Origin of the sequence: Bradyrhizobium sp., from assembly GCF_016213215.1 — a bacterium.
GTDB lineage: Bacteria > Pseudomonadota > Alphaproteobacteria > Rhizobiales > Xanthobacteraceae > Bradyrhizobium.
This window is the reverse complement of the sequence record NZ_JACRAW010000030.1, coordinates 1-20694: the sequence shown is the minus strand read 5'-3', so window position 1 is coordinate 20694 and position 20694 is coordinate 1. Positions and strand designations below refer to the sequence as shown.

Genomic DNA, 20694 nt, shown 5'->3' with positions numbered 1-20694 from the left:
TCCGAGCAACGCGCCACCGAGCTGCCAAGATGGCTTCACCGCTACAACTGGCATCGCCCTCATGGCAGTATCGGATCAAAGCCACCGATCAGCAGACTCGGTCTGGCCGGGAACAACCTCCTGAGGCTCCACAGCTAGCTCAGGCCGTTGCCGCTCGCAGGTGCGTGTACCCTTTCTGAATCGCGGACCAGAACAGGGCGATCAGGCCCAGGATCATGATCGTGCTTACCAGCGCGTTGGAAAAGAACACGCCGAGCGAGCCCTGTGATCCGAGCAGCGATTGGCGGAATGCTTCTTCAGCCTTGTCGCCGAGCACAATGGCCAGCACCAAGGGAGCGAGCGGATAACTGCACTTCTTGAGGAAATATCCGATCACGCCGAAAACCAGCATCAGCATCACATCGAATGTGCTGCTGTGAACCGAATAGGCGCCTATCGCGCAAAGCACCAGAATGAGCGGTGCGATGATGCTGAATGGCACGCGCAGGATCGCCGCGAAAATCGGTACGCAAGTCAGTACGACAAGAAGGCCGAAGATGTTTCCGAGGTACATCGAGGCGATCAATCCCCAGACGAACTCCTTCTGTTCGACGAACAGCATGGGACCAGGCTGCAAACCCCAGATCAGCAGGCCGCCGAGAAGAACGGCCGCTGTCGGAGAGCCGGGCACACCGAGCGAAAGCATCGGCAACAGCGCCGAGGTGCCGGCTGCATGCGCCGCCGTCTCGGGCGCGATCACGCCTTCGATCTCGCCGTTGCCGAAATTGCGGCCGTTTCTCGAGACCCGCTTGGCGATGCCGTAACTCATGAAGGATGCAGGCGTGGCGCCCGCCGGCGTGATTCCCATCCAGCAGCCAATGATGCAGGAACGCAGCGACGTCATCCAGTATGCGGGAAGCCCGGTCCAGGTGTGCAGCACGACACGCAAATTGATCTTGGCGTTGCCGCCGCGGAAGCTCAATCCTTCTTCCATGGTCAAGAGGATTTCGCCGATGCCGAACAGGCCGATGACGGCGATCAGGAAATCGAAGCCGTTGAGCAATTCAGTGAAGCCGAACGTCAATCGCAGCTGTCCGGTAATCGAATCGAGTCCGACCGCGGCAAGTGCAAAGCCGATCATCATTGCTGCGATCGTCTTGAATGGTGGCTCCTTGCTCAGGCCGACGAAGCTGCAGAACGCGAGAAAATAGACTGCGAACTTTTCCGCCGGACCGAATCGCAGCGCGAAGCTTGCGACCAGCGGCGCAACGAGCGTGATCATCACGACCGCGAACAGAGCGCCGACGAAAGACGAGGTGAAGGCGGCGGTGAGGGCCTCGCCGGCCTTGCCTTGCTGTGCCATCGGGTAGCCGTCGAACGTCGTTGCTACGGACCAGGGCTCACCCGGTATATTGAACAGAATTGAGGTGATCGCGCCGCCGAACAGCGCACCCCAATAGATGCACGACAGCATGATGATGGCCGAGGTCGGCGGCATGCTGAATGTCAGCGGCAAGAGGATCGCGACGCCGTTGGCGCCGCCCAATCCTGGCAACACTCCGATGATGACGCCGAGCATGATGCCGACAAACATCAGCATGATGTTGAAGGGTTGCAGAGCTACGCTGAAACCGTGAAAAAGATTGGCAATTTCTTCCATCTTGCAAGTCCTGCAGCCGCGGCCGATTACACGCCGACCCTAGAGACCGAGCCATTCCTCAACTGGGCCTTTGGGGAGCGGGACCAAGAACCAGCGTTCGAAGATCAAATAGGTGACGATCGGCATGCCAAACGCCACGGCCGCCACCGTCAGCCAACTGTATTTGCCGAGCCATCGCATGAACCATCCAATGAAGATGATCGAAGCGACATACAGACCCAGAAACGGCATCGCGCCGACATAGATCGCGGTAGGCACAACGACGCTCATGACCTGACGAAGCTGTCCCCATTCGGCGAAGAGCTGATCATTCTCTTCACGCAGCGCGGTCCAGAGATTGACCGAGCTGGCAACGACAATGAATATCCCGACGTAGAATGGAACGAATCCGGCGCGCGGTCCCTCGGCGCCCCAGTTGATCCCGGCTTTCAGGCTGCCGATGATCACGATCACTCCGAAGATCGCGATTGATAGTGCAATACCGGCTTCGACGGCCTTGTGTGCCGGGCCGGCGTTCTTCGAACTATTCGTGGACATCAAAGGCCCCCGCGGAAATCGACCGACGGATTCGAAACCGCCTCTGCACCATGTGCTTCGTCTTCGATCAGTTTCCCGTGGCCATGAAGCCTGCCTCTTTCATCAGGGATTCGTGGCGCTTCTCCTCCACTTCGAGCCATTTGGCATAGTCGGCTCCGGTCAGGAAGGTGGTGTTGAAAGCGCCGTTCTTCATGAAGTCTTGCCACTCGGGAGTTGCGCGAACCTTCTTGAAGAGTTCGACATAGTATTCGACCTGATCCTTGGTGGCCTTCGGGGACATGAAGACGCCACGCAGCATCAGATATTCGATGTCGAGGCCCTGCGATTTGCAGGTTGCGACGTCTTTCCAGGCCTTGCCGTCAGCGATCTGGTCGTCGTAGGCCATTGGCTTGGCGTCGAACACGCAGAGCGGGCGGAGTTTGCCGCCGCGCCATTGGGCTACCGCTTCAATCGGATTGTTGACGGTCGAATCGACGTGGTTGCCGACAAGCTGAACGGCGACTTCGCCGCCGCCCTTGTAGGGAATGTAAGTGAATTTTGCGCCGATCGCCTTCTCCACGGCGACCGTGATGATCTGGTCTTCCTGCTTGGATCCGGTGCCGCCCATCTTGAATGTGCCGGCGGGTGCTGCCTTCGCTGCGTCGATATAGTCCTTCACTGTCTTAACTGGCTTTTCGGTATTGACCCACAGCACGAATTCGTCGAGCGCGAGCATTGCAACCGGCGTGAGGTCCTTCCAGTTGAATGGAATTCCGGTCGCAAGCGGAGTCGTGAAGAGGTTCGACAGGGTGATGATGATCTTGTGGGGATTGGCCGATGATGCCTTTACGTCGAGAAAGCCTTCGCCTCCCGCGCCGCCGGACTTGTTGATGACGACCATCGGCTGCTTCATCAGATTATGTTTGGTGACGATGCCCTGGACGGTGCGGGCCATCTGATCTGCGCCGCCACCGGTGCCGGCCGGCACGATGAATTCGACCGGGCGCACGGGCTCCCAGGCAGCAGAAGCCGCGATATCGCTCGCGCATAACGCAGCAATCGCGGTTAGGCCAACGTGAAATACGGAATGCCTCATGGCTCCCTCCCATCCAGATTTATGTGCGTCGGTCTTGGCCGACTTTGTTGTCTTGTCGCGCTCAGGCGATTTGCCGTGTCTCCAGTTGGCGGCCTGTCACAACGTCAGCGCGGGCTGTGCCGGATTGTGCCTTCCGCATGGCATCCACGCTTTTCGAACCCGTGTGGATGTCCGGGTGCGAACATGGACGTGGTGACGAACAGCAAGACCCAACCAATCGCTCTGCATTACATCAAGTGCCGCACGCATATTGGTATGCGATATCCCACCGCGCAAGCTGATTTGTCACAGAGCCCCGCCAGCTTCGGGTGCTCGCAAGTGCACACAAGGAATGCCGCGTCGCAACGTAAATCGAAATTCGGCATTTGAGAGAATGAAAAGGCCGCCGGAACGCCGGCGGCCTTCATACTTCCAATCAATTGGAAGCAGTCTATTCCGCCGCCTGCTTCTGAGGTGGGGAGAGCGCTCCAGAGCTGTGGATTTCGGCCACCTGGTGATCGCTGAACCCGAGCACGTCGCGGAGAACCTCGTCGGTGTGCTCCCCGAGCAGCGGAGAGCGCTGCACGTCGCTCGGGCTGTCCGACAGCTTGATCGGGTTGCCGATCGACAGGTACTTGCCGCGGGTGGGGTGGTCGACCTCGACCACGGTGCCGGTCGCGCGCAGCGACTGGTCCTCGGCGATTTCCTTCATCGACAGGATGGGCCCGCACGGGATGTCGAACTCGTTGAGAATGTCCATGGCCTCGAACTTGGTCTTGGTCATGGTCCACTGCTCGATGCGGCCGAAGATCTCGTTGAGCCGCGGCAGGCGGGCCGCCGGCTTGGCGTAGTCCGGATGCGTCTTCCAGCCGGGCTCGCCGATCACGTCGCAGATCTTCTCCCAGACCGGCGCCTGGGTGATGAAATAGATGTAGGCGTTGGGATCGGTCTCCCAGCCCTTGCACTTCAGGATACGGCCGGGCTGGCCACCGCCGGAATCGTTGCCCGCGCGCGGCACGGCGTCGCCGAACGGAATGCCTTCGCCGTACTGGCTGTATTCCGTCAGCGGCCCGTGGGCGAGGCGCTGCTGGTCGCGCAGCTTGACCCGGCACAGGTTGAGCACGCCATCCTGCATCGCGGCGGTGACGCGCTGGCCCTTGCCGGTCTTGGTGCGATGATAGAGCGCGGTGACGATGCCGAGCGCCAGATGCAGGCCGGTGCCGCTGTCGCCGATCTGGGCGCCGGTCACGAGCGGCACGTCGTCGGGGAAGCCAGTGGTCGAGGCCGCGCCGCCGGTGCACTGGGCGACGTTCTCATAGACCTTGCAGTCTTCGTACGGTCCCGGGCCGAAGCCCTTGATCGAGGCGACGATCATCCTGGGGTTGATGGCGGTGATCTTCTCCCAGGGAAAACCCATGCGGTCGAGCACGCCCGGTCCGAAATTCTCCACCAGCACGTCGCACTTCTTGATCAGCTCGGTCAGAACCTCCTTGCCCTTGGGGTTCTTGGTGTCGAGCGTGATCGAGCGCTTGTTGTGGTTCAGCATGGTGAAATACAGGCTGTCCACCTTGGGGATGTCCTGCAACTGACCGCGCGTGATGTCGCCGACCCCCGGACGTTCAACCTTGATCACGTCGGCACCGAACCATGCGAGCAACTGCGTGCAGGTCGGCCCCGACTGAACGTGGGTGAAATCGAGAATGCGAACGCCGGTTAGGGCCTTTGTCATCGTGTCTGCTCCTGTTAAACCTTCTTCGTCATGCCCGCCGCGAGGATGCGGAGCCGTAATCTGCAGTTTGGAATTCGGCGTTAGCCGGCCTCGTCATTGCGAGCGAAGCGAAGCAATCCAGAATGTCTCGGCGGAAATAGTCTAGATTGCTTCGTCGCTTGCGCTCCTCGCAATGACGAGATCGAGGCGACGTTTCCCGCACCCTTCTCCAGATTGCGTTGCTCACTTCTTCTTCAATACGCTCTGCGGGTTGAGATTGCCGATGCGGCCGCTCTCCGAGCCCGCCGCCGGATCGATCACCGCGTTGATCAGGGTGGGCTTGCCGGAATTCATCGCCTCGTTGACGGCGCGCTTGAGCTCGTCCGGCGAGGTCGCATTGACGCCGACGCCGCCGAAGGCCTCGATCATCTTGTCGTAGCGCGCGCCCTTGACGAACACGGTCGTCGCCGGATCCGTTCCTGCCGCGTTGACGTCGGTGCCGCGATAGATGCCGTCATTGTTGAAGACGACGACACAGACGGGCAGGTTGTAGCGGCAGATCGTCTCGATCTCCATGCCGGAGAAGCCGAAGGCGCTGTCGCCCTCGATCGCAAGCACCGGCTTGCCGGTTTCGATCGCGGCGGCGATCGCCTGGCCCATGCCGATGCCCATCACGCCCCAGGTGCCGACGTCGAGGCGCTTGCGCGGCTTGTACATGTCGATGACGCCGCGCGCGAGGTCGAGCGTGTTGGCGCCTTCGTTGACGAGGATGGCGTCGGGCCGCTCCTTGATGACGGTCCGCAGCACGCCAAGCGCGCCGTGATAGTCCATCGGCGACTTGTTGTTCATCAGCTTGGGTGCCATCTTGGCGACGTTTTCGTCGCGCTTGGCCCTGACTGCGCCGGTCCAGTCGGCGGGCGGGGCGGGCCAGTTGTCACCCATGGCCGCGGTCAGCGCCGCAACGCATGAGCCGATGTCGCCGACCAATGGAGCCGCGATCTCGACGTTCGAATCCATCTCCCTGGGGTCGATATCGACCTGGATGAATTGCTTGGGCGCTTCGCCCCAGGTCTTGCCCTTGCCGTGCGACAGCAGCCAGTTGAGCCGCGCGCCGATCAGCATCACGACGTCGGATTCCTTGAGCACGGTCGAGCGCGCCGCGCCCGCGCATTGCGGATGGGTATCGGGCAGGAGGCCCTTGGCCATGCTCATGGGCAGGAAGGGGACGCCGCTCTTTTCGACAAAGCCGCGGATTTCGTCGTCGGCCTGGGCGTAAGCCGCGCCCTTGCCGAGGATGATCAGCGGACGCTTGGCGCTCTTGAGCACGTCGAGCGCGCGCTTGACCGCCGACGGGGCAGGGATCTGCGCCGGCGCCGGATCGATCACCTTGACCAGCGACCTGGCGCCGGCCTCGGCATTCATCACCTGGGCGAACAGTTTCGCCGGCAGGTCGAGATAGACGCCGCCGGGACGGCCCGACACCGCGGCGCGGATCGCGCGGGCAAGGCCGATGCCGATGTCCTGCGCATGCAGCACGCGATAGGCCGCCTTGCACAGCGGCTTGGCGATCGCGAGCTGGTCCATTTCTTCATAGTCGCCCTGCTGCAGGTCGACGATCTCGCGCTCGGACGAGCCGGAGATGAGGATCATCGGATAGCAGTTGGTGGTGGCATGGGCGAGGGCGGTAAGGCCGTTGAGGAAGCCCGGCGCCGACACGGTGAGGCAGATTCCGGGCTTCTTGGTGAGGAACCCGGCGATCGCCGCCGCATAGCCGGCGTTCTGCTCGTGACGGAAGGAGATCACGCGAATGCCCGCGGCCTGCGCCATGCGGCCGAGATCCGTGATCGGGATGCCCGGCACGTTATAGATTGTGTCGACGCCATTCAGCTTGAGCGCATCGATGACCAGATGGAAGCCGTCGGTCAGTTCCTGCTCGGTACCCGGTGCTTCGGACTTGGTCGCGCTGTTCAGCATGGGCCATTTCTCCCTGGTCACTGTCGTTGGACGAGTTGTTCGTCTTCTGTGATAGTCTTAGCGGGTCAGTTCCTGGCCATGCGTCTCGACATAGGCGGCAAGTGCAAGCGTGTGATCGCGGGCGCGCTTTTCGGCAAGCTCGGTGTCGCGCGCTTCCAGCGCCTCGATGATGCCCATGTGCTCGGGCAGGGAAGCCGCGATGCGTTCGGTACGTCCGATCGTGAGCTGGCGGTAGCCGCGCACGTGAAGCAGGATGTCGTTGGTCATATCGACCAGAACCGGCGACTCCGACAGCGAGATCAGCGCCTGGTGGAAAGCGATATTGGCCCTTGAATATTCCTCGATGTGATCCTGCGGCAGGCGGTCCTTGCTGAAATCCTTGAAGAAGTCGCGCAGCGCCGAGATGTCCTTCTTGCGTGCGGTCGTCGTGATCAGGCGGGCGGCCATGCTCTCGAGCGCAGCCCAGGCGCGGATCATATCGACGATTTCGCTCTTGGTCCGGCGCACGACCATGATGCCCCGGCGCGGCACGGTCTTCACGAACCCGTCCTGCTCCAGCATCGCTATCGCTTCACGGATCGGCGTCCGGCTGACGCCGAGCCGTTCCGACAGCGCGCGTTCATCGAGCATGACGGGCTCGGGCGTCGAATAGATGTCCATCTTGAGGATCGCTTCCTTCAAGGCATCGTATGCCTTGTTCTTGAAGCTCGTCTCCGGCGCAATGCGAACGATATTGATGTCTGCTGCCTCGGCCATGCTGGAAGGTACCTTGCTCGGTTTCCGAAGGGACACGACGAATCTCCTCCTGCCTGTGGGGAGATATCTCTTTACAGGAATATTGGTTGCGATGTTTTTGGCATACCAAATGCCAGAATGTCAAGTTAACCTCTGATTTTGGAGCGTTCTGCGTTCCACGGCACCTTGACAACTTTGGTTCTGGCATACCAAATGCCATAAACGCCATCTAGCCGCGTCCGCAGCGTGGGTCCCGAAGGCCTTGCCTGTCCGTTCCACTACGGACCGACGGAGAGCAGTGAGCGGGTGCGCGCGGTGCCCGCGAAGCAAGAACGAGTCGAGGAGGAAGCCTATGTCGAATTCCAAGGATGCAGTCCGCAAGGTGCTTGATCAGGTCAAGGCGGAAAAGCGCACGAGCCTGACGGCGCCGGAAGGCAAGGTGGTCTGCGACGCCTACGGCATCCCGGTGCCAAAAGAAGGGCTTGCGAAGTCGGCGGGCGAGGCGGGGAAGATCGCAACTTCGATGGGCTTTCCCGTCGTGATGAAGATCGTCTCGCCGGACATTCTCCACAAGACCGAAGCGGGCGGTGTGGTCGTCGGCGTCAAGACCGCAGCCGACGCCGAGAAGGCCTACGAGACCATCCTTTCCAATGCCAGGAAGTACAAGGCCGACGCCAGGCTCGAAGGCGTTCAGGTGCAGCAGATGCTCTCGGGCGGCACCGAGGTCATCGTCGGCTCCATCACCGACGGCTCGTTCGGCAAGCTCGTCGCCTTCGGTCTCGGCGGCGTGCTGGTCGAGGTCCTGAAGGACATCACCTTCCGCCTCGCGCCTGCCAGCCGCCAGGATGCGTTATCGATGCTGGACGGCATCCAGGCCCACGAAATTCTCAAAGGCGTGCGCGGCGGCGACCCCGTCAACCGCGAGGCGCTCGCCGACGTCATCGTCAAGGTGTCGCAGCTGGTCAGCGACTTCCCCGAAATCATCGAACTCGACCTCAATCCCGTATTCGCGACCAAGAAGGACGCCATCGCCGCCGACGTGCGCATCGTCGTGAACTTCGACTACGAGCCGCGTCCCAAGCCGCGCCCGACCGAGGAAATCGTCGCGGCCATGAATCGCATCATGCAGCCGAAGGCGGTCGCCGTGATTGGCGCCTCGGCCGAAGACGGCAAGATCGGCAATTCGGTGATGAAGAACCTGATCAACGGCGGCTACAAGGGCGAGATCTATCCGATCCACCCGAAGGCGCCCGACATCCTGGGCTACAAGGCCTACAAGAGCGTCAAGGACGTGCCCGGCGTGATCGACGTCGCGGTGTTCGCGATCCCTGCGAAGTTCGTGGCGGGCGCCCTGGCCGAGTGCGGCGAGAAGAAAATTCCCGGCGCCGTGCTGATCCCATCCGGCTTTGCCGAAGCGGGCGCGCCCGAACTGCAGGCCGAGATCGTCGAGGTCGGCAACAAGTACAATGTCCGCTTGATGGGGCCGAACATCTACGGCTTCTACTATACGCCGGCCCATCTCTGCGCCACGTTCTGTACCGCCTATGACGTCAAGGGCCGTGCGGCGCTGTCGTCGCAGTCCGGCGGCATCGGCATGGCGATCATCGGCTTCTCGCGCTCGGCCAAGATGGGCGTGTCCGCGATCGTCGGCCTCGGCAACAAGTCCGACATCGACGAGGACGATCTGCTCGCCTTCTTCGAGCAGGATCCCAACACCAACCTGATCGCCCAGCACTGCGAGGACTTGAAGGACGGTCGCGCCTTCGCCGAAGCCGCCAAGCGCGTCTCCAGGAAGAAGCCGGTCATCGTGCTGAAAGCCGGCCGCACCTCGGCCGGCGCCAAGGCGGCGTCCTCGCACACCGGCGCGCTCGCCGGCAACGACAAGATCTACGAGGACGTGTTCAAGCAGTCGGGTGTGATCCGCGCCCGCTCGCTGCGGCAGCTGCTTGAATTCGCGCGCGGCGTCCCGGTGCTGCCGACGCCGAAGGGCGAGAACGTGCTGATCATCACCGGCGCGGGCGGCTCCGGCGTGCTGCTGTCGGACTCGGTGGTCGACAACGGCCTGACCCTGATGACCATGCCGCCGGATCTCGATGCGGCTTTCCGCAAGTTCATCCCGCCGTTCGGCGCCGCCGGCAACCCGGTCGACATCACCGGCGGCGAGCCGCCGATCACCTACGTCAACACGGTCAAGCTGGGCCTGTCGGATGACCGCATCCACGCGCTCATCCTCGGCTACTGGCACACCATCGTCACCCCGCCGATGGTGTTCGCCCGCAACATGGTCGAGGTGAAGAAGGAGATGGAGGCGAAGGGCTTCGTGAAGCCGATGGTTGCTTCACTCGCCGGCGACGTCGAGGTCGAGGAGGCTGCCGAGTATCTCTATCAGAACGGCATCCCGGCCTATCCCTACTCGACTGAAACTCCGGTCGAGGTGCTGGGCGCCAAGTACAAATGGGCGCGCGGCGCCGGCCTGCTCTAAGCCGCGCAAGCCTTGGCGAAAATGAAAGGTGCCGCCCCGGAGACATCCGAGGCGGCAGTTTCATTTCGATCCAAAGCGCACCTTGCGCACCAGGTCTGACGCCCCGCAGCGGGACCGCGCCGCTCTTCGCGTCAAGGCGCGCTGGGGTCCTGCACAGGACCGCGTCGGCGCGCGACTGCCCGTTCGATCACCGCCGAGATCGCAAAGCCGGCGCAGGCGGCGAGCGCATCCACGACGAAGTCTTCCAGACGTGCATGGCGGCCGGGCGCCCAAAGCTGCATCAGCTCAAGCAGCCCGATGGCGAAAATCGCGACCAACGAGACGAACCATCGGCGTTGCGAATAGGCGAGGCCGAACGCAAGTCCGACCAGCATGAAAGCAAGCGCGTGTTCACCGTCCTGTCCCAGGTCGGAGCGAGGACGGAGGGTGGCCGGTCCCAGCGTTGCAAAGGTGACGGCCGCTGCCAGCAGCCAGGCAAGAAGGCGCAGGGGAAGTTTCATACACCGCGCATAGCACGATTTTGCGCCGCAACAGAGTCCCGGAACCGAATTCACCGACCTGTGTAGTTAATTACGCGACCGTCACAATGGCTGGCGCACGCCGAGGCCGTGCATGAAGCGCTCACGAATCTGGACAGGATCGCGCCGGGTTGTGCCGACGCCAGGTTTGTCGTCGATACGAACGCCGATCAGGGTGGGCTGCGAGGCCGACAGCGAACCCTCGATCAGGCGCTCGAAATCCTCCTCGTCCGCCGCCCAGGCGCTGTTCGTGATGCCGCTGGCGCTGGCGATCGCCACGAGGTCGGCGACCTTGGCGGCAGGCGTCGGCTGGCCTCCCGTGATCTGGTAGATGCCGTTGTCGAAGACCACCATGGTGAGGTTCTTCGGCCTCAAGGTCGCGATGGTGGAAAGGGCGCCCAGATGCATCAGGAGCGAGCCATCGCCTTCGAGCGCGAACACCCGGCGCTCGGGCTGTGCCAGGGCCACGCCCAGCGCGATCGGGAAGGCGAGCCCCATGCTGCCCAGCATGTAGAAATTCTGCGGGCGGTGACCCGCCGCCCAGAGATCGAAATTGGTGTTGCCGATGCCGCCGATCACCGCCTCTTCGTTGTGAAGCTTCGCGATCAGGCGCGAGGTGACGTCGAAACGGTTCATCACCTTGGTATTGCGGGCGGTTCTTGCCATGGTCGTGCGATCGCTCACTTGTCGAACACCTTGCCGCCGGTGAGTAGCGGCGAGAGCACCAGCGCCACCGGCGCTTGCGTCGCGACCGCCTGCTTGATCGAGCGGTCCACGATGAATTCGAGCTCGTCGAGCCGGGTGATGGTGTGATGCTCCAGCGCAAGCGAGTCGAGCACCGGCCGCATGGTGCGGCATACCAGTGCCTGTCCGTAATTGAATTCGCCGAGCGTGCCGCGCTCGGACACGAACATGATCAGCGGAATCTGGTAGGGCACCGCCAGCGAGGCCAGCACGTTGGCGAGCGTGGCAAACCCCGAGGTCTGCATCAGCATGGCCCCGCGCAGTCCGGCCATCCAGGCGCCGGAGAGGATTCCGACGGCTTCCTCTTCCCGCGCAGTCGCAAAGGTCGTGAAGAAGGGATCGGCGTGCAGGTTCTTGATCAGCGGGGTCAGCACGCGATCGGGGACATAGGGTACCAGGCGAACGTCGTTGCGCTTGAGCGTCTGCAGTATGATGCCGTGCCACGTCCGCTCGGCAGAAGATTTCTCGTGCGACGTGTGGGGCGAAACTTGCTCCTCGGCCATCGCCATACCGTCCTCCCGATCTGCGCGGCCGCTTCGATCGTCGCCAAGGCCGCCGCCGTTTGAACGTTCGAACTTGACGCGACCAGCGGGATTGTCAACATCCCTGCGCCGATGTCGCGATCTGCGCAAAAGCACCTGCCGCGGCCGGCGCCATCGTGCGAATGCTAACCAAAGAAGGTCGGGAGGATAACAATGGGCGGGTGGCTCCGGATTGCCGACGTCGCGGTGATGTCGGCAACAAGCGGGGTTGCTTCCGCCCAGCTCGCATTTTCCACCAAGCCTGTGCACATTTTCCTGCCCTTTGCCGCAGGTGGCGCGGTCGACTGGCGCGTACCCTGGGCGACGATGCGGTCTTTCGGCGATGGGCCAGCCTGTCGTCGAAAGCTTGCCGGGCGCATGCAATCCGGCAAGGCTCTATGGATCTTGAACTGAAAGCAGCCCGATGACCGTCAACAACAAGCGCGTCTTCTACGTCAAATATCTCGCCCATCCGATCTATGTGGACATCCTGCGGGCACGGCCCGACGTCCGCCTCGATCGCATCGAGAACGAGAGTCCGGAAGAGTTTTTCGCGCCCATTCTCGCCGCGGCACATGCCTACCAGATCGGAGCCGCGCGCGATGAGTTGGCACCGCATTTCCATGCTCATGCCGAGTTCTTGAAGCGCGCGCCCAACCTGTTGATCGTCTCCAGCAACGGCGCCGGGTTCGATCCGGTCGACGTCGAAGCGTGCACGGCGGCCGGCGTCCTGGTCGTCAACCAGTCAGGGGGCAACGCGCATTCGGTCGCCGAGCACGTTCTCGGGATGATGCTGACGCTATCCAAGCGGATCATCGAGTCCGACAGGAGGCTGCGTCGCGAGCGCGGCGTCAACCGCAACGACCTGGTCGGCAACGAGGTGCAGGGCAAGACCATCGGGATCGTCGGGCTCGGCAATGTGGGTCGGCGCGTGGCGAGCCTGTGCAAGGGACTGCTCGGCATGAAGGTCCTCGCTTACGATCCCTATCTTTCGGCCGAGGAGATGGACGTCCGCGGCGGCGAGAAGGTCGAGCTCGAGGAGCTGTTGCGGCGCTCTGATTTCGTTTCGATCAACTGTCCGCTGAACAGGGAAACGCGCGGCATGATCGGCGTCCGCGAGTTCGCATTCATGCGACCTCACACCTTCTTCATCACCACCGCGCGGGGATTCATTCACGACGAGGATGCGCTGCTGCAGGCCTTGCACGACAAGCGCATTGCGGGAGCGGGCCTCGACGTCTGGGCCAAGGAACCGCCGCCGCCGGAACATCCGCTGCTGCAGTTCGATAATGTGCTGGCCAGTCCGCACACCGCCGGGGTAACACGGGAAGCGCGGGAGAACATGGGCCGGATCGCTGCCGAGCAGATCCTCGATGCGCTCGATGGCAGGCGGCCGCCGCGCATTATCAATCCGGAAGTCTGGCCGCACTATGTCGAGCGATTCCGGCGGACGTTTGGGATCACGCCGGCATAAGCGGCCCTCAACGAAAATCCAACGGCAAACGCCGGGAACCGGCGGAGAAGATTTGTCCTGTTTCGGCTGCGCTTGCGGCAACAAATCGGTTGCCGGCCCGGCGGCGGGCGAAAGCCGCGTTGCTATTTCTCCGACCGTCTCGACACGAGGCAAGCGCAGCATCATTTTCGCCTTGCGCCTCCTGCGCAAAGGGAATTCCAAGATGGGACGCGTTCGTTCGTTGCTGCGGAGAACGACATCGGCAAGGATCCGGCGGCGGCTCGCGCACATCGTCGCGATCGCAGCAGCAGGCCTTGCGAGCGCGGGCGCCTAGTTCCGCAAACGTCGTTTGCGACGTTTCGTCTCCGTGTTTGATCCCCATCAAAATTCACTTTCAAAGCTGATCGTAAATAGTGCCTAATACTGCCGGGGGCGGTAGGAGGTTCCATGTCACGGTTTGTCGTTCTATTCATGAAGGACGTACTTGGCGACAATGGCCGGGAGAGTGAAGTCTGCCAGAGCTGCCTCGAGGTTGACGCCGAGGACGAGCAGGACGCCACGGAACGCGCCAAACAGAAATTCTGCCGGGACCAGGCGCTATATGACTGGTCGCTTCACGCCGACCGCATCCAGGTGAGGGCGGCTGACTTTCCGTCGTAAGGCGGGTGTTGTCGCATGAACCCAGCCGCGGCGCTGCGCCGAGAGTGGCCTTGGTTGCGCGGAAAGCGAACAGCCGTTTCGCGCGAGGCTAGCGCTTGACGTCGCCGAAGATCACCGTCGGTACGGTGCGATTGACCACTTCGCGCAAGGCAAAGCTTGATTGCACCCGTGCTACTCGCGGCAGGCGCGAAAGCTCGGTGCGATGGATCCGCTCGAAATCCTCGATGTCGCGGGCCGCGACGATCAGGATGTAGTCGTCCGTGCCGGACATCAGAAAGCACCGCACGACCGACGGGCTCTTGACGACCTCCGCCTCGAAGGCCTTCAGCGCCTCGTCGCTTTGACTCTCCAGGGAAATCCTGACCAGCACGGTCGTGTTCAGCCCGAAGCGGGACAGATCAAGTGCGGCTTGGTAGCCTTTGATGTAACCTTCGTCTTCAAGCGTCTTCTGCCGTCGCGCCAGCGCGGTGCTCGACAGCCCGATACGGTTGGAGAGGTCGGTGTGGCTCGCCCGCGCATTGGCGGTCAGTTCGGCGAGAATCGCGATGTCTTTCCGGTCCAGCGGCAAGGTGTGATTTCCAACGTCAAAGCAGCAAAGGACGCCGGAAATCAGCGTCCGGCTTCGAGATTATAGAATATTTGCACGAAACCAAACCGGCATTGCTGGTATCAACATGCTCGCGGGTTATTGACGAGAAGGAGCCTCAGATGCGCGTCGGCGTTCCCCGGGAAATCAAGGTGCAGGAATATCGGGTCGGGCTTACCCCGGGCGCGGTTCGCGAATATGTCGCCGCCGGACATGAGGTCACGGTGGAGACGGGCGCGGGCGACGGCATCGGCGCCTCCGACGAGGTCTATCGCAAGGCAGGGGCGAACATCGCCGGCAGCGCGCGCGAGATCTTTGCCAAGTCCGACATGATCGTGAAGGTCAAGGAGCCGCAGCGGAGCGAATGGACCCAGCTGCGCGAAGGCCAGATCCTCTTTACCTACCTTCATCTCGCTCCCGATCCCGAGCAGACGAAGGGGCTGCTTGCCTCCGGCTGCACCGCGATTGCCTACGAGACGGTGACGGACGGCAGCGGCCAGCTGCCGCTTCTGGCGCCGATGAGCGAGGTCGCGGGTCGCCTCGCCATCGAAGCCGCCGGTGCCGCGTTGCGGCGAACCGCCGGCGGACGCGGCGTGCTGCTGGGCGGCGTGCCCGGCGTGCAGCCGGCGCGCGTGGTGGTGCTAGGCGGCGGCGTGGTCGGAACCCAGGCGGCGCGGATGGCCGCCGGCCTCGGCGCCGAGGTGAGCGTCATCGACCGCTCGATTCCCCGGCTTCGCGAACTGGATGATCTGTTTCAGGGCCGGGCGCGCACGCGCTTCTCGACCATCGAATCGATCGAGGAAGAGGTTTTTGCAGCCGATGTCGTCATCGGCGCGGTGCTGGTGCCCGGCGCCAGCGCGCCGAAGCTCGTCAGCCGCGAGATGCTGAAATCGATGCGGCCGGGATCGGTGCTGGTGGACGTGGCGATCGACCAGGGCGGGTGCTTCGAGACCTCGCGGCCGACCACGCATGCCGACCCGACCTACGAAGTCGATGGCGTCGTCCATTACTGCGTCGCCAACATGCCGGGCGCGGTGCCGGTGACCTCGAGCCAGGCGCTCAACAATGCGACGCTGCCGTTCGGATTGATGCTGGCCAAGAGCGGCATTGCCGCCGTGCTCGAAAGCCCGCATCTGCGCAACGGATTGAATATCTACCGCGGCCGCATCACCAACAAGGCGGTTGCGGAGAGCCTCGGGCTTCCGTTCTCGCCGGTCGAGAACGTGGCGGCCTGACGAGCGGCGCTATAGTTGCTCGAAGCACGCTGCATCACCTCATCCTTGAGGAGCCGCGAAGCGGCGTCTCGAAGGATGAAGGCCCGTGACTGGGGCCTCATGGTTCGAGACGCGCCTCGGCGCTCCTCACCATGAGGGCAGCTAGCGTCGCGGACGTGAAGGGGTGAAGCACGGCGTAGGGGCGCGCCGCGCCCCTACCTGCTGAAGCCGTCCGGGTAGAGCTTCTTCCAGAACGCGCAGCGATATTCCCTTGCCGGATTGAACAGTGCCGTCTTGCCCGGCTCGAAACGCATGGCGAGACCCTTTTTCACGTACAGTTCCCACTTCGGGATCGCCCGCGCTTGCGGGACGCCGGTGCGAATGAAATTCGACCAGGACGCGACCATCCGGTCGGCAAGCGCCTGCGAGGCCGGCGGCAGGTCCGGAGCCGACATCTGCGTCGTGTTGGAGAAGTGAGGGAAATAGTAGATCAGCTCGGACGAATGCACCGGCCCCAGTTCGAACTTGGGGTCGGGCTGGAGCGGCATCGCCGCCCCGAGCACGGGCACTTTGGGGTCGGCAAAATCCATGTGATAGACCGGCACATGCCGCGACAGCAGCTTGGTGCTGTCGAGCGACATGCAGTGGTTGATCCCGATGTCCGGCCGGAAGTCCGACATGATGGAGCCGAGCGCGGCCGGCGCGGATGAAAAGCCGCTCACGGGATATTCCTTGGCCACAGCCTCGCCGTTCTGGCCATACAAGGCCTTGAGGACCTCCGGCAGGTTCTCGGCCGTGTAACTCTTGCCGGCCTGGACATCATAGGCCACGTACAGCCGCAGCTCGTTGCGCGTGCCGCCGTTGAGGATCGGCACCTTGACGAAATTGCCGGTTTCCAGCGCCTCGCGTCCCGGGCGCGGCAGTGTCTTGGTGCCGTAAACCGGCGCCATGGCCATGAGATCGCCCGCGCTGACCGCATCGGCCGCCGCGATCAGTTCCTGCGCGTCCTTGCCGCGCATGCAGGTGAGCGCCATGGCCGGGTTGTCGCAGCCGGCTTTCTTGGCGACCGCCTCGCCGAAGCTGTTCCGATCCTTCGCGTTCCTCAACTGAAACACGCAGGCGGCGCTCTGAACGATGGCCTTGTGGAACAGCCCCGTGGTTGCCTCCGGTGTGATCAGGTGCATGCAGACGGAGGCGCCGCCGGCCGATTCGCCTGCCAGAGTGACGTTCTCGGGATCACCGCCGAATGCGGCGATGTTTCGCTTGACCCAGCGCAGTGCCAGCCTTTGATCCTCAAGCGCGTAACCGCCGTTGTGGTCGGCCTCGAAGCTCGGATGCGGCATGAACCCGAACACGCCCAATCGGTAATTGGCCGACACGATGACCGCACCGGTCTGTCTGGCCAGCCGGTCCAGCCGATAAAGCGAGCTCGATCCGCCGATGAAGGCGCCGCCATGGATCCAGAAGATCACCGGTCGCTTGTCGGCGGCGATCGGCGCGCCGGAGTAGGGGCGGGAGACGTTGAGATGAAGGCAGTCCTCGCTGTCGCTGCGTTCGGTCAGATTGTAGCGGGCGGCCTGGGCGCAGGCGGGCTTGAAGTGCATGGTCGGCAACACGTCGGCCCAGGCTTGCGGCTCCTGCGGCAAAGTCCAGCGCCGTTCACCGGCGGTGGAGGCGCCATAAGGGATGCCACGGAATTCGAGAACGCCGTTGCGGATGAAGCCTTGGACCTTGCCTTTCGTCGTCTCGACGATGGGAGTCTTGTTGAGGTTTGGAACGGATTCGGCGCGGGCGCCCGCCACGCTCAGGGCGGCTCCGAGTGTCACGGCCGCGAAAAGCGTCCAGGTGCGGCTGTCCATTTGCATCCCCTCACAGCGATTCCGTTCGCTCTTCTCGCGGATCGAGGCGCCAAAAGCGTTGATCCGGATCAACGCCCGGTATGGTTGCAGCCGGCTTGGTGGATGAAGCGCCAAGAAAACTTTGCCAAAAGAGCGCAGGGATACGAAGGAACGGCCGAACCTGCACCGCATCAATGGAGTACGAAGAACGGTCCAATGAACCTGGTTACGCAGTCATGAAGCAATACAAGATCGTCGTGTACGTGCCGGAGAGCGACGCGGACGAATTGCGCCAGGCAATGGGCAATGCAGGCGCCGGGCAGATCGGCAACTACTCGCATTGCACATTCTCGGTGAAGGGAGTTGGGAGGTTTCGGCCCAATGCGGGCGCAAATCCGACCATCGGTGAGGTCGGCAGGCTCGAGGCGGTGGAAGAGGAACGTATTGAGACGGTCTGCACCGAAGACAGGCTCAAGGCCGTGCTGAAGGCGATCAGGCAGGCGCATCCGTACGAGGAGCCGGCAATCGATGTGTATCCGATCCAAGTGATTGAATAGGATGCCCTTCCTGTGCGGCTTGGATTGCATTGAGAGCGGCAGAGCGAACCGCGGAACCGGTTAGAGCGTAAGCGACCAGCGCCGAACTGGCGCGGTCCATTCCTTTTCCGAGGCGGCGCAATGACGTATGGTACGTGCGGTCAATCAAGCCCAGGGAGTTCGTCAAGAAGCCCAAGAAACGACATTGTCTATTGCCGCGATCGTCCCGAGCCAGGTTGGCGCAAGCTGACGCAAACAGGGAGGGAGTACCATGACGATGAGGCCAGACCCGACGTTTCATGCATCGCCCAAGCTTGCGATGGAAGCTCCACCAGAGAACTTCGCCTATACTTTGCTGCTCAGTCCGGATTTTTCAAAGCCCGACGCGCTTGCGGTGATCGACGCAAAGCCGGGGTCGCCGACCTTCAGTCAGATCGTCCATACGGTTACGATGCCCAACAAGGGCGACGAGTTTCATCATTTCGGCTGGAACGCCTGCTCGTCGGCGTTGTCTCCGCTCTCCGGGCACGCATTCCTCGAGCGACGCTATCTCATCATCCCCGGACTGCGCTCGTCCCGCATCTACATCATCGATACCAAACCCGATCCCACCCAGGCACGCATTCACAAGATCATCGAGCCCGAGGAGGTATTCAAGAAGACAGGCTACTCGCGGCCGCACACCATCCACTGCGGACCGGAGGGCATTTACGTCAGCACGTTGGGCGGCGCTGGCAAGGACGGCACCGACGGACCTCCCGGCATCTTCATCATGGATTGCGAGACGTTCGAGATTCTCGGGCGCTGGGAGATCGATCGCGGTCCGCAGAAGCTGCATTATGACTTCTGGTGGAACCTGCCGCGCGACTACATGGTGAGCAGCGAATGGGGGCTGCCGCCGCAGTTCGAGAACGGAATCGTCCCGGAAGATCTTCTCTCCAACAAGTATGGCCATTGTCTCCACTTCTGGGACTTGAGGGAGCGGCGCCACGTCCAGACCATCGATCTCGGCGCCAACCACCAGATGGCGCTCGAAGTGCGGCCTGCCCACGATCCGATTCGCGAGCATGGCTTTTGCGGTGTCGTGGTCGATACGACGAATCTGGAGGGCTCGATCTGGACCTGGTGGCGCGAAAACGGAAAATTCCACGCCGAAAAGACAGCAGTCATTCCCGCCGAGCCCGCGCCGAAGGAGCAGCTGCCGCCGTTACTGCAGGGGTTCGGCGCCGTGCCACCGCTGGTCACCGACATCGACCTGTCCATGGATGACAGGTTCCTCTACGTCGCGTGCTGGGGAACGGGCGAAATGCGCCAATACGACGTCACCGATCCCCGGAAGCCGAAGCTTGCCGGTTCGGTGCACATCGGCGGCATCGCGCGCCGCACGCCTCACTCCAACGGGAAAGCATTTGCGGGCGGTCCGCAGATGGTCGAGATCAGCCGCGATGGCAAGCGGGTGTATTGGACCAATTCGCTCTACTCGAGTTGGGACAACCAGTTCTATCCCGGAGGCGTGCCGGGCGCGGAGGTGATGGCCAATGTCGGTAGCAATGGCGGTCTCGAACTCGACAAGGACTATTGCGTGAGTTTCCCTGAGGGATATCGGGCCCATCAAATCCGGCTAGAGGGCGGCGACTGTTCGACGGATTCCTTCTGCTATCCGTCGGTCCGGATTTGAGCGGAGCGGACTGGACGCCGGCCTGGCTCTGGCTGGCCGTCCTTGCGAGCGGCCTCTACCATGGGATCAATCCAGGAATGGGGTGGCCGCTCGCGGTCTCGGCCGGATTGATGGAAAAACGTCCAGGCGCCCTGTTCGCGGCGCTCTGGCCGCTATCCGCAGGTCATCTGGCGGGGACTTTCCTGGTACTCCTGCCGTTTGCGCTGCTGCTGGCGCTCGCCGAGTGGCAGCGTCCGATTCAGGTCGCGGCCAGTCTTCTCGTGATCGGGTTCGGCGTCTTTCGGTTGCTCAACCGGCGTCATCCGCGGGCGCTGGCGCGGATACGGCCGAGCCAACTGTCGCTGTGGTCGTTCGCCATTGCGATTGCACATGGCGCCGGACTGATGCTCGTTCCGATCTATCTCGGGCTGTGTCAGACCTTGGATATGGACGCCGGTCACCAGGCGGCCGGCGCGCTGATCGGGGCCAATCTTGGCATGGCAGTGCTGGTGGCGATCGTCCACGTCGCCGCCATGGTCGCCGCCGGCGGATTTCTGGCGTGGCTGGTCTACCGTTATCTCGGGCTGAAGCTGGTTGCGCGAAGCTGGTTCAACCTGGATGCAAGCTGGGCGGTCAGCCTGATACTGGTGGGCGCCGTTGCTCTCGCGTTCAATCTCGTGAGCTGGCACTGAATTCGGCGGGTAAAGGCACCGGTTGGGCTTTCGCTCAACCTGTCAGAGTGCGTCAATCGCGCTCAGACGACGTGGAAGTTGGAAACCGAGTCGTTGGCAAGCTGCGCAACCAGCTGCAGCTCCCAGTCGATATAGGCCTGCATGGC

General features: G+C 62.6%; 20 protein-coding genes. 9 read left to right on the top strand and 11 right to left on the bottom strand.

The window, feature by feature from the left end; genetic code table 11:
- On the top strand, nt 1-138 hold a 138-nt coding region (locus tag HY852_RS07150; protein ID WP_291601632.1), incomplete at its 5' end, for an integrase core domain-containing protein.
- Nucleotide 139: 1 nt separating this feature from the next.
- On the opposite strand, the gene HY852_RS07145 is transcribed toward HY852_RS07150, so the two are convergent.
- From HY852_RS07145 to HY852_RS07120, 6 genes are all read right to left on the bottom strand, one after another.
- Nucleotides 140-1639: a tripartite tricarboxylate transporter permease gene (locus tag HY852_RS07145; RefSeq protein ID WP_291603699.1), complete on the bottom strand. Its 1500-nt coding sequence runs from the start codon at nt 1637-1639 to the stop codon at nt 140-142.
- Nucleotides 1640-1678: 39 nt separating this feature from the next.
- Nucleotides 1679-2176, bottom strand: a complete 498-nt coding sequence (locus tag HY852_RS07140) for a tripartite tricarboxylate transporter TctB family protein (protein ID WP_291603698.1) — start codon at nt 2174-2176, stop codon at nt 1679-1681.
- 67 nt (nt 2177-2243) lie between these two features.
- Entirely contained in the window at nt 2244-3251 is a 1008-nt protein-coding gene (locus HY852_RS07135; RefSeq protein ID WP_291603697.1) for a tripartite tricarboxylate transporter substrate binding protein, read from the bottom strand.
- A 430-nt stretch (nt 3252-3681) separates the two neighbouring features.
- The gene (gene frc / locus HY852_RS07130; RefSeq protein ID WP_291603695.1) at nt 3682-4959 is read right to left on the bottom strand and encodes a formyl-CoA transferase; all 1278 of its coding nucleotides are present in this window, start codon (nt 4957-4959) and stop codon (nt 3682-3684) included.
- A gap of 222 nt (nt 4960-5181) precedes the next feature.
- Nucleotides 5182-6912: an oxalyl-CoA decarboxylase gene (oxc, locus tag HY852_RS07125; RefSeq protein ID WP_291603694.1), complete on the bottom strand. Its 1731-nt coding sequence runs from the start codon at nt 6910-6912 to the stop codon at nt 5182-5184.
- A gap of 57 nt (nt 6913-6969) precedes the next feature.
- Complete coding sequence (locus HY852_RS07120; RefSeq protein WP_291603701.1) at nt 6970-7668, bottom strand: GntR family transcriptional regulator; 699 nt, start codon at nt 7666-7668, stop codon at nt 6970-6972.
- A gap of 331 nt (nt 7669-7999) precedes the next feature.
- Between HY852_RS07120 and HY852_RS07115 the strand changes: the two genes are divergently transcribed.
- Entirely contained in the window at nt 8000-10129 is a 2130-nt protein-coding gene (locus tag HY852_RS07115) for an acetate--CoA ligase family protein (RefSeq protein WP_291603693.1), read from the top strand.
- A gap of 131 nt (nt 10130-10260) precedes the next feature.
- Here HY852_RS07115 and HY852_RS07110 read toward each other — a convergent pair whose 3' ends face one another.
- The 3 genes from HY852_RS07110 to HY852_RS07100 form a co-directional block, all read right to left on the bottom strand.
- Nucleotides 10261-10629: a VanZ family protein gene (locus tag HY852_RS07110; RefSeq protein ID WP_291603692.1), complete on the bottom strand. Its 369-nt coding sequence runs from the start codon at nt 10627-10629 to the stop codon at nt 10261-10263.
- 81 nt (nt 10630-10710) lie between these two features.
- Nucleotides 10711-11313, bottom strand: a complete 603-nt coding sequence (locus HY852_RS07105) for a thiamine pyrophosphate-dependent enzyme (protein WP_291603691.1) — start codon at nt 11311-11313, stop codon at nt 10711-10713.
- Nucleotides 11314-11327: 14 nt separating this feature from the next.
- A complete protein-coding gene (locus tag HY852_RS07100; RefSeq protein ID WP_291603690.1) occupies nt 11328-11900 on the bottom strand; it encodes a thiamine pyrophosphate-binding protein in 573 nt (190 codons plus the stop codon).
- A 186-nt stretch (nt 11901-12086) separates the two neighbouring features.
- Between HY852_RS07100 and HY852_RS07095 the strand changes: the two genes are divergently transcribed.
- The 3 genes from HY852_RS07095 (at nt 12087) to HY852_RS07085 (ending at nt 14025) form a co-directional block, all read left to right on the top strand.
- Nucleotides 12087-12326: a hypothetical protein gene (locus HY852_RS07095; protein ID WP_291603689.1), complete on the top strand. Its 240-nt coding sequence runs from the start codon at nt 12087-12089 to the stop codon at nt 12324-12326.
- Between the two features lie 10 nt (nt 12327-12336).
- A complete protein-coding gene (locus tag HY852_RS07090) occupies nt 12337-13386 on the top strand; it encodes a hydroxyacid dehydrogenase (protein ID WP_291603688.1) in 1050 nt (349 codons plus the stop codon).
- Between the two features lie 426 nt (nt 13387-13812).
- Nucleotides 13813-14025, top strand: coding sequence for a hypothetical protein (locus HY852_RS07085; protein WP_291603687.1), 213 nt, complete (start codon nt 13813-13815; stop codon nt 14023-14025).
- Nucleotides 14026-14113: 88 nt separating this feature from the next.
- On the opposite strand, the gene HY852_RS07080 is transcribed toward HY852_RS07085, so the two are convergent.
- Nucleotides 14114-14593, bottom strand: a complete 480-nt coding sequence (locus HY852_RS07080; RefSeq protein WP_291603686.1) for an Lrp/AsnC family transcriptional regulator — start codon at nt 14591-14593, stop codon at nt 14114-14116.
- A 140-nt stretch (nt 14594-14733) separates the two neighbouring features.
- Here HY852_RS07080 and ald point away from each other — a divergent pair, with 140 nt between their 5' ends.
- Nucleotides 14734-15846 (top strand): alanine dehydrogenase, encoded by a 1113-nt coding sequence (ald, locus tag HY852_RS07075; protein ID WP_291603685.1) that lies wholly within the window; start codon nt 14734-14736, stop codon nt 15844-15846.
- A 194-nt stretch (nt 15847-16040) separates the two neighbouring features.
- On the opposite strand, the gene HY852_RS07070 is transcribed toward ald, so the two are convergent.
- Nucleotides 16041-17684 carry a carboxylesterase family protein gene (locus HY852_RS07070; protein ID WP_291603684.1) on the bottom strand — a complete coding sequence of 548 codons (1644 nt, stop codon included), beginning with the start codon at nt 17682-17684 and terminating at the stop codon, nt 16041-16043.
- Nucleotides 17685-17857: 173 nt separating this feature from the next.
- Between HY852_RS07070 and HY852_RS07065 the strand changes: the two genes are divergently transcribed.
- From HY852_RS07065 to HY852_RS07055, 3 genes are all read left to right on the top strand, one after another.
- Complete coding sequence (locus tag HY852_RS07065) at nt 17858-18220, top strand: hypothetical protein (protein WP_367116327.1); 363 nt, start codon at nt 17858-17860, stop codon at nt 18218-18220.
- 250 nt (nt 18221-18470) lie between these two features.
- The gene (locus HY852_RS07060) at nt 18471-19877 is read left to right on the top strand and encodes a selenium-binding protein SBP56-related protein (RefSeq protein ID WP_291603683.1); all 1407 of its coding nucleotides are present in this window, start codon (nt 18471-18473) and stop codon (nt 19875-19877) included.
- 77 nt (nt 19878-19954) lie between these two features.
- Nucleotides 19955-20548, top strand: coding sequence for a hypothetical protein (locus HY852_RS07055; RefSeq protein WP_291603682.1), 594 nt, complete (start codon nt 19955-19957; stop codon nt 20546-20548).
- Nucleotides 20549-20694 lie beyond the last annotated feature (146 nt).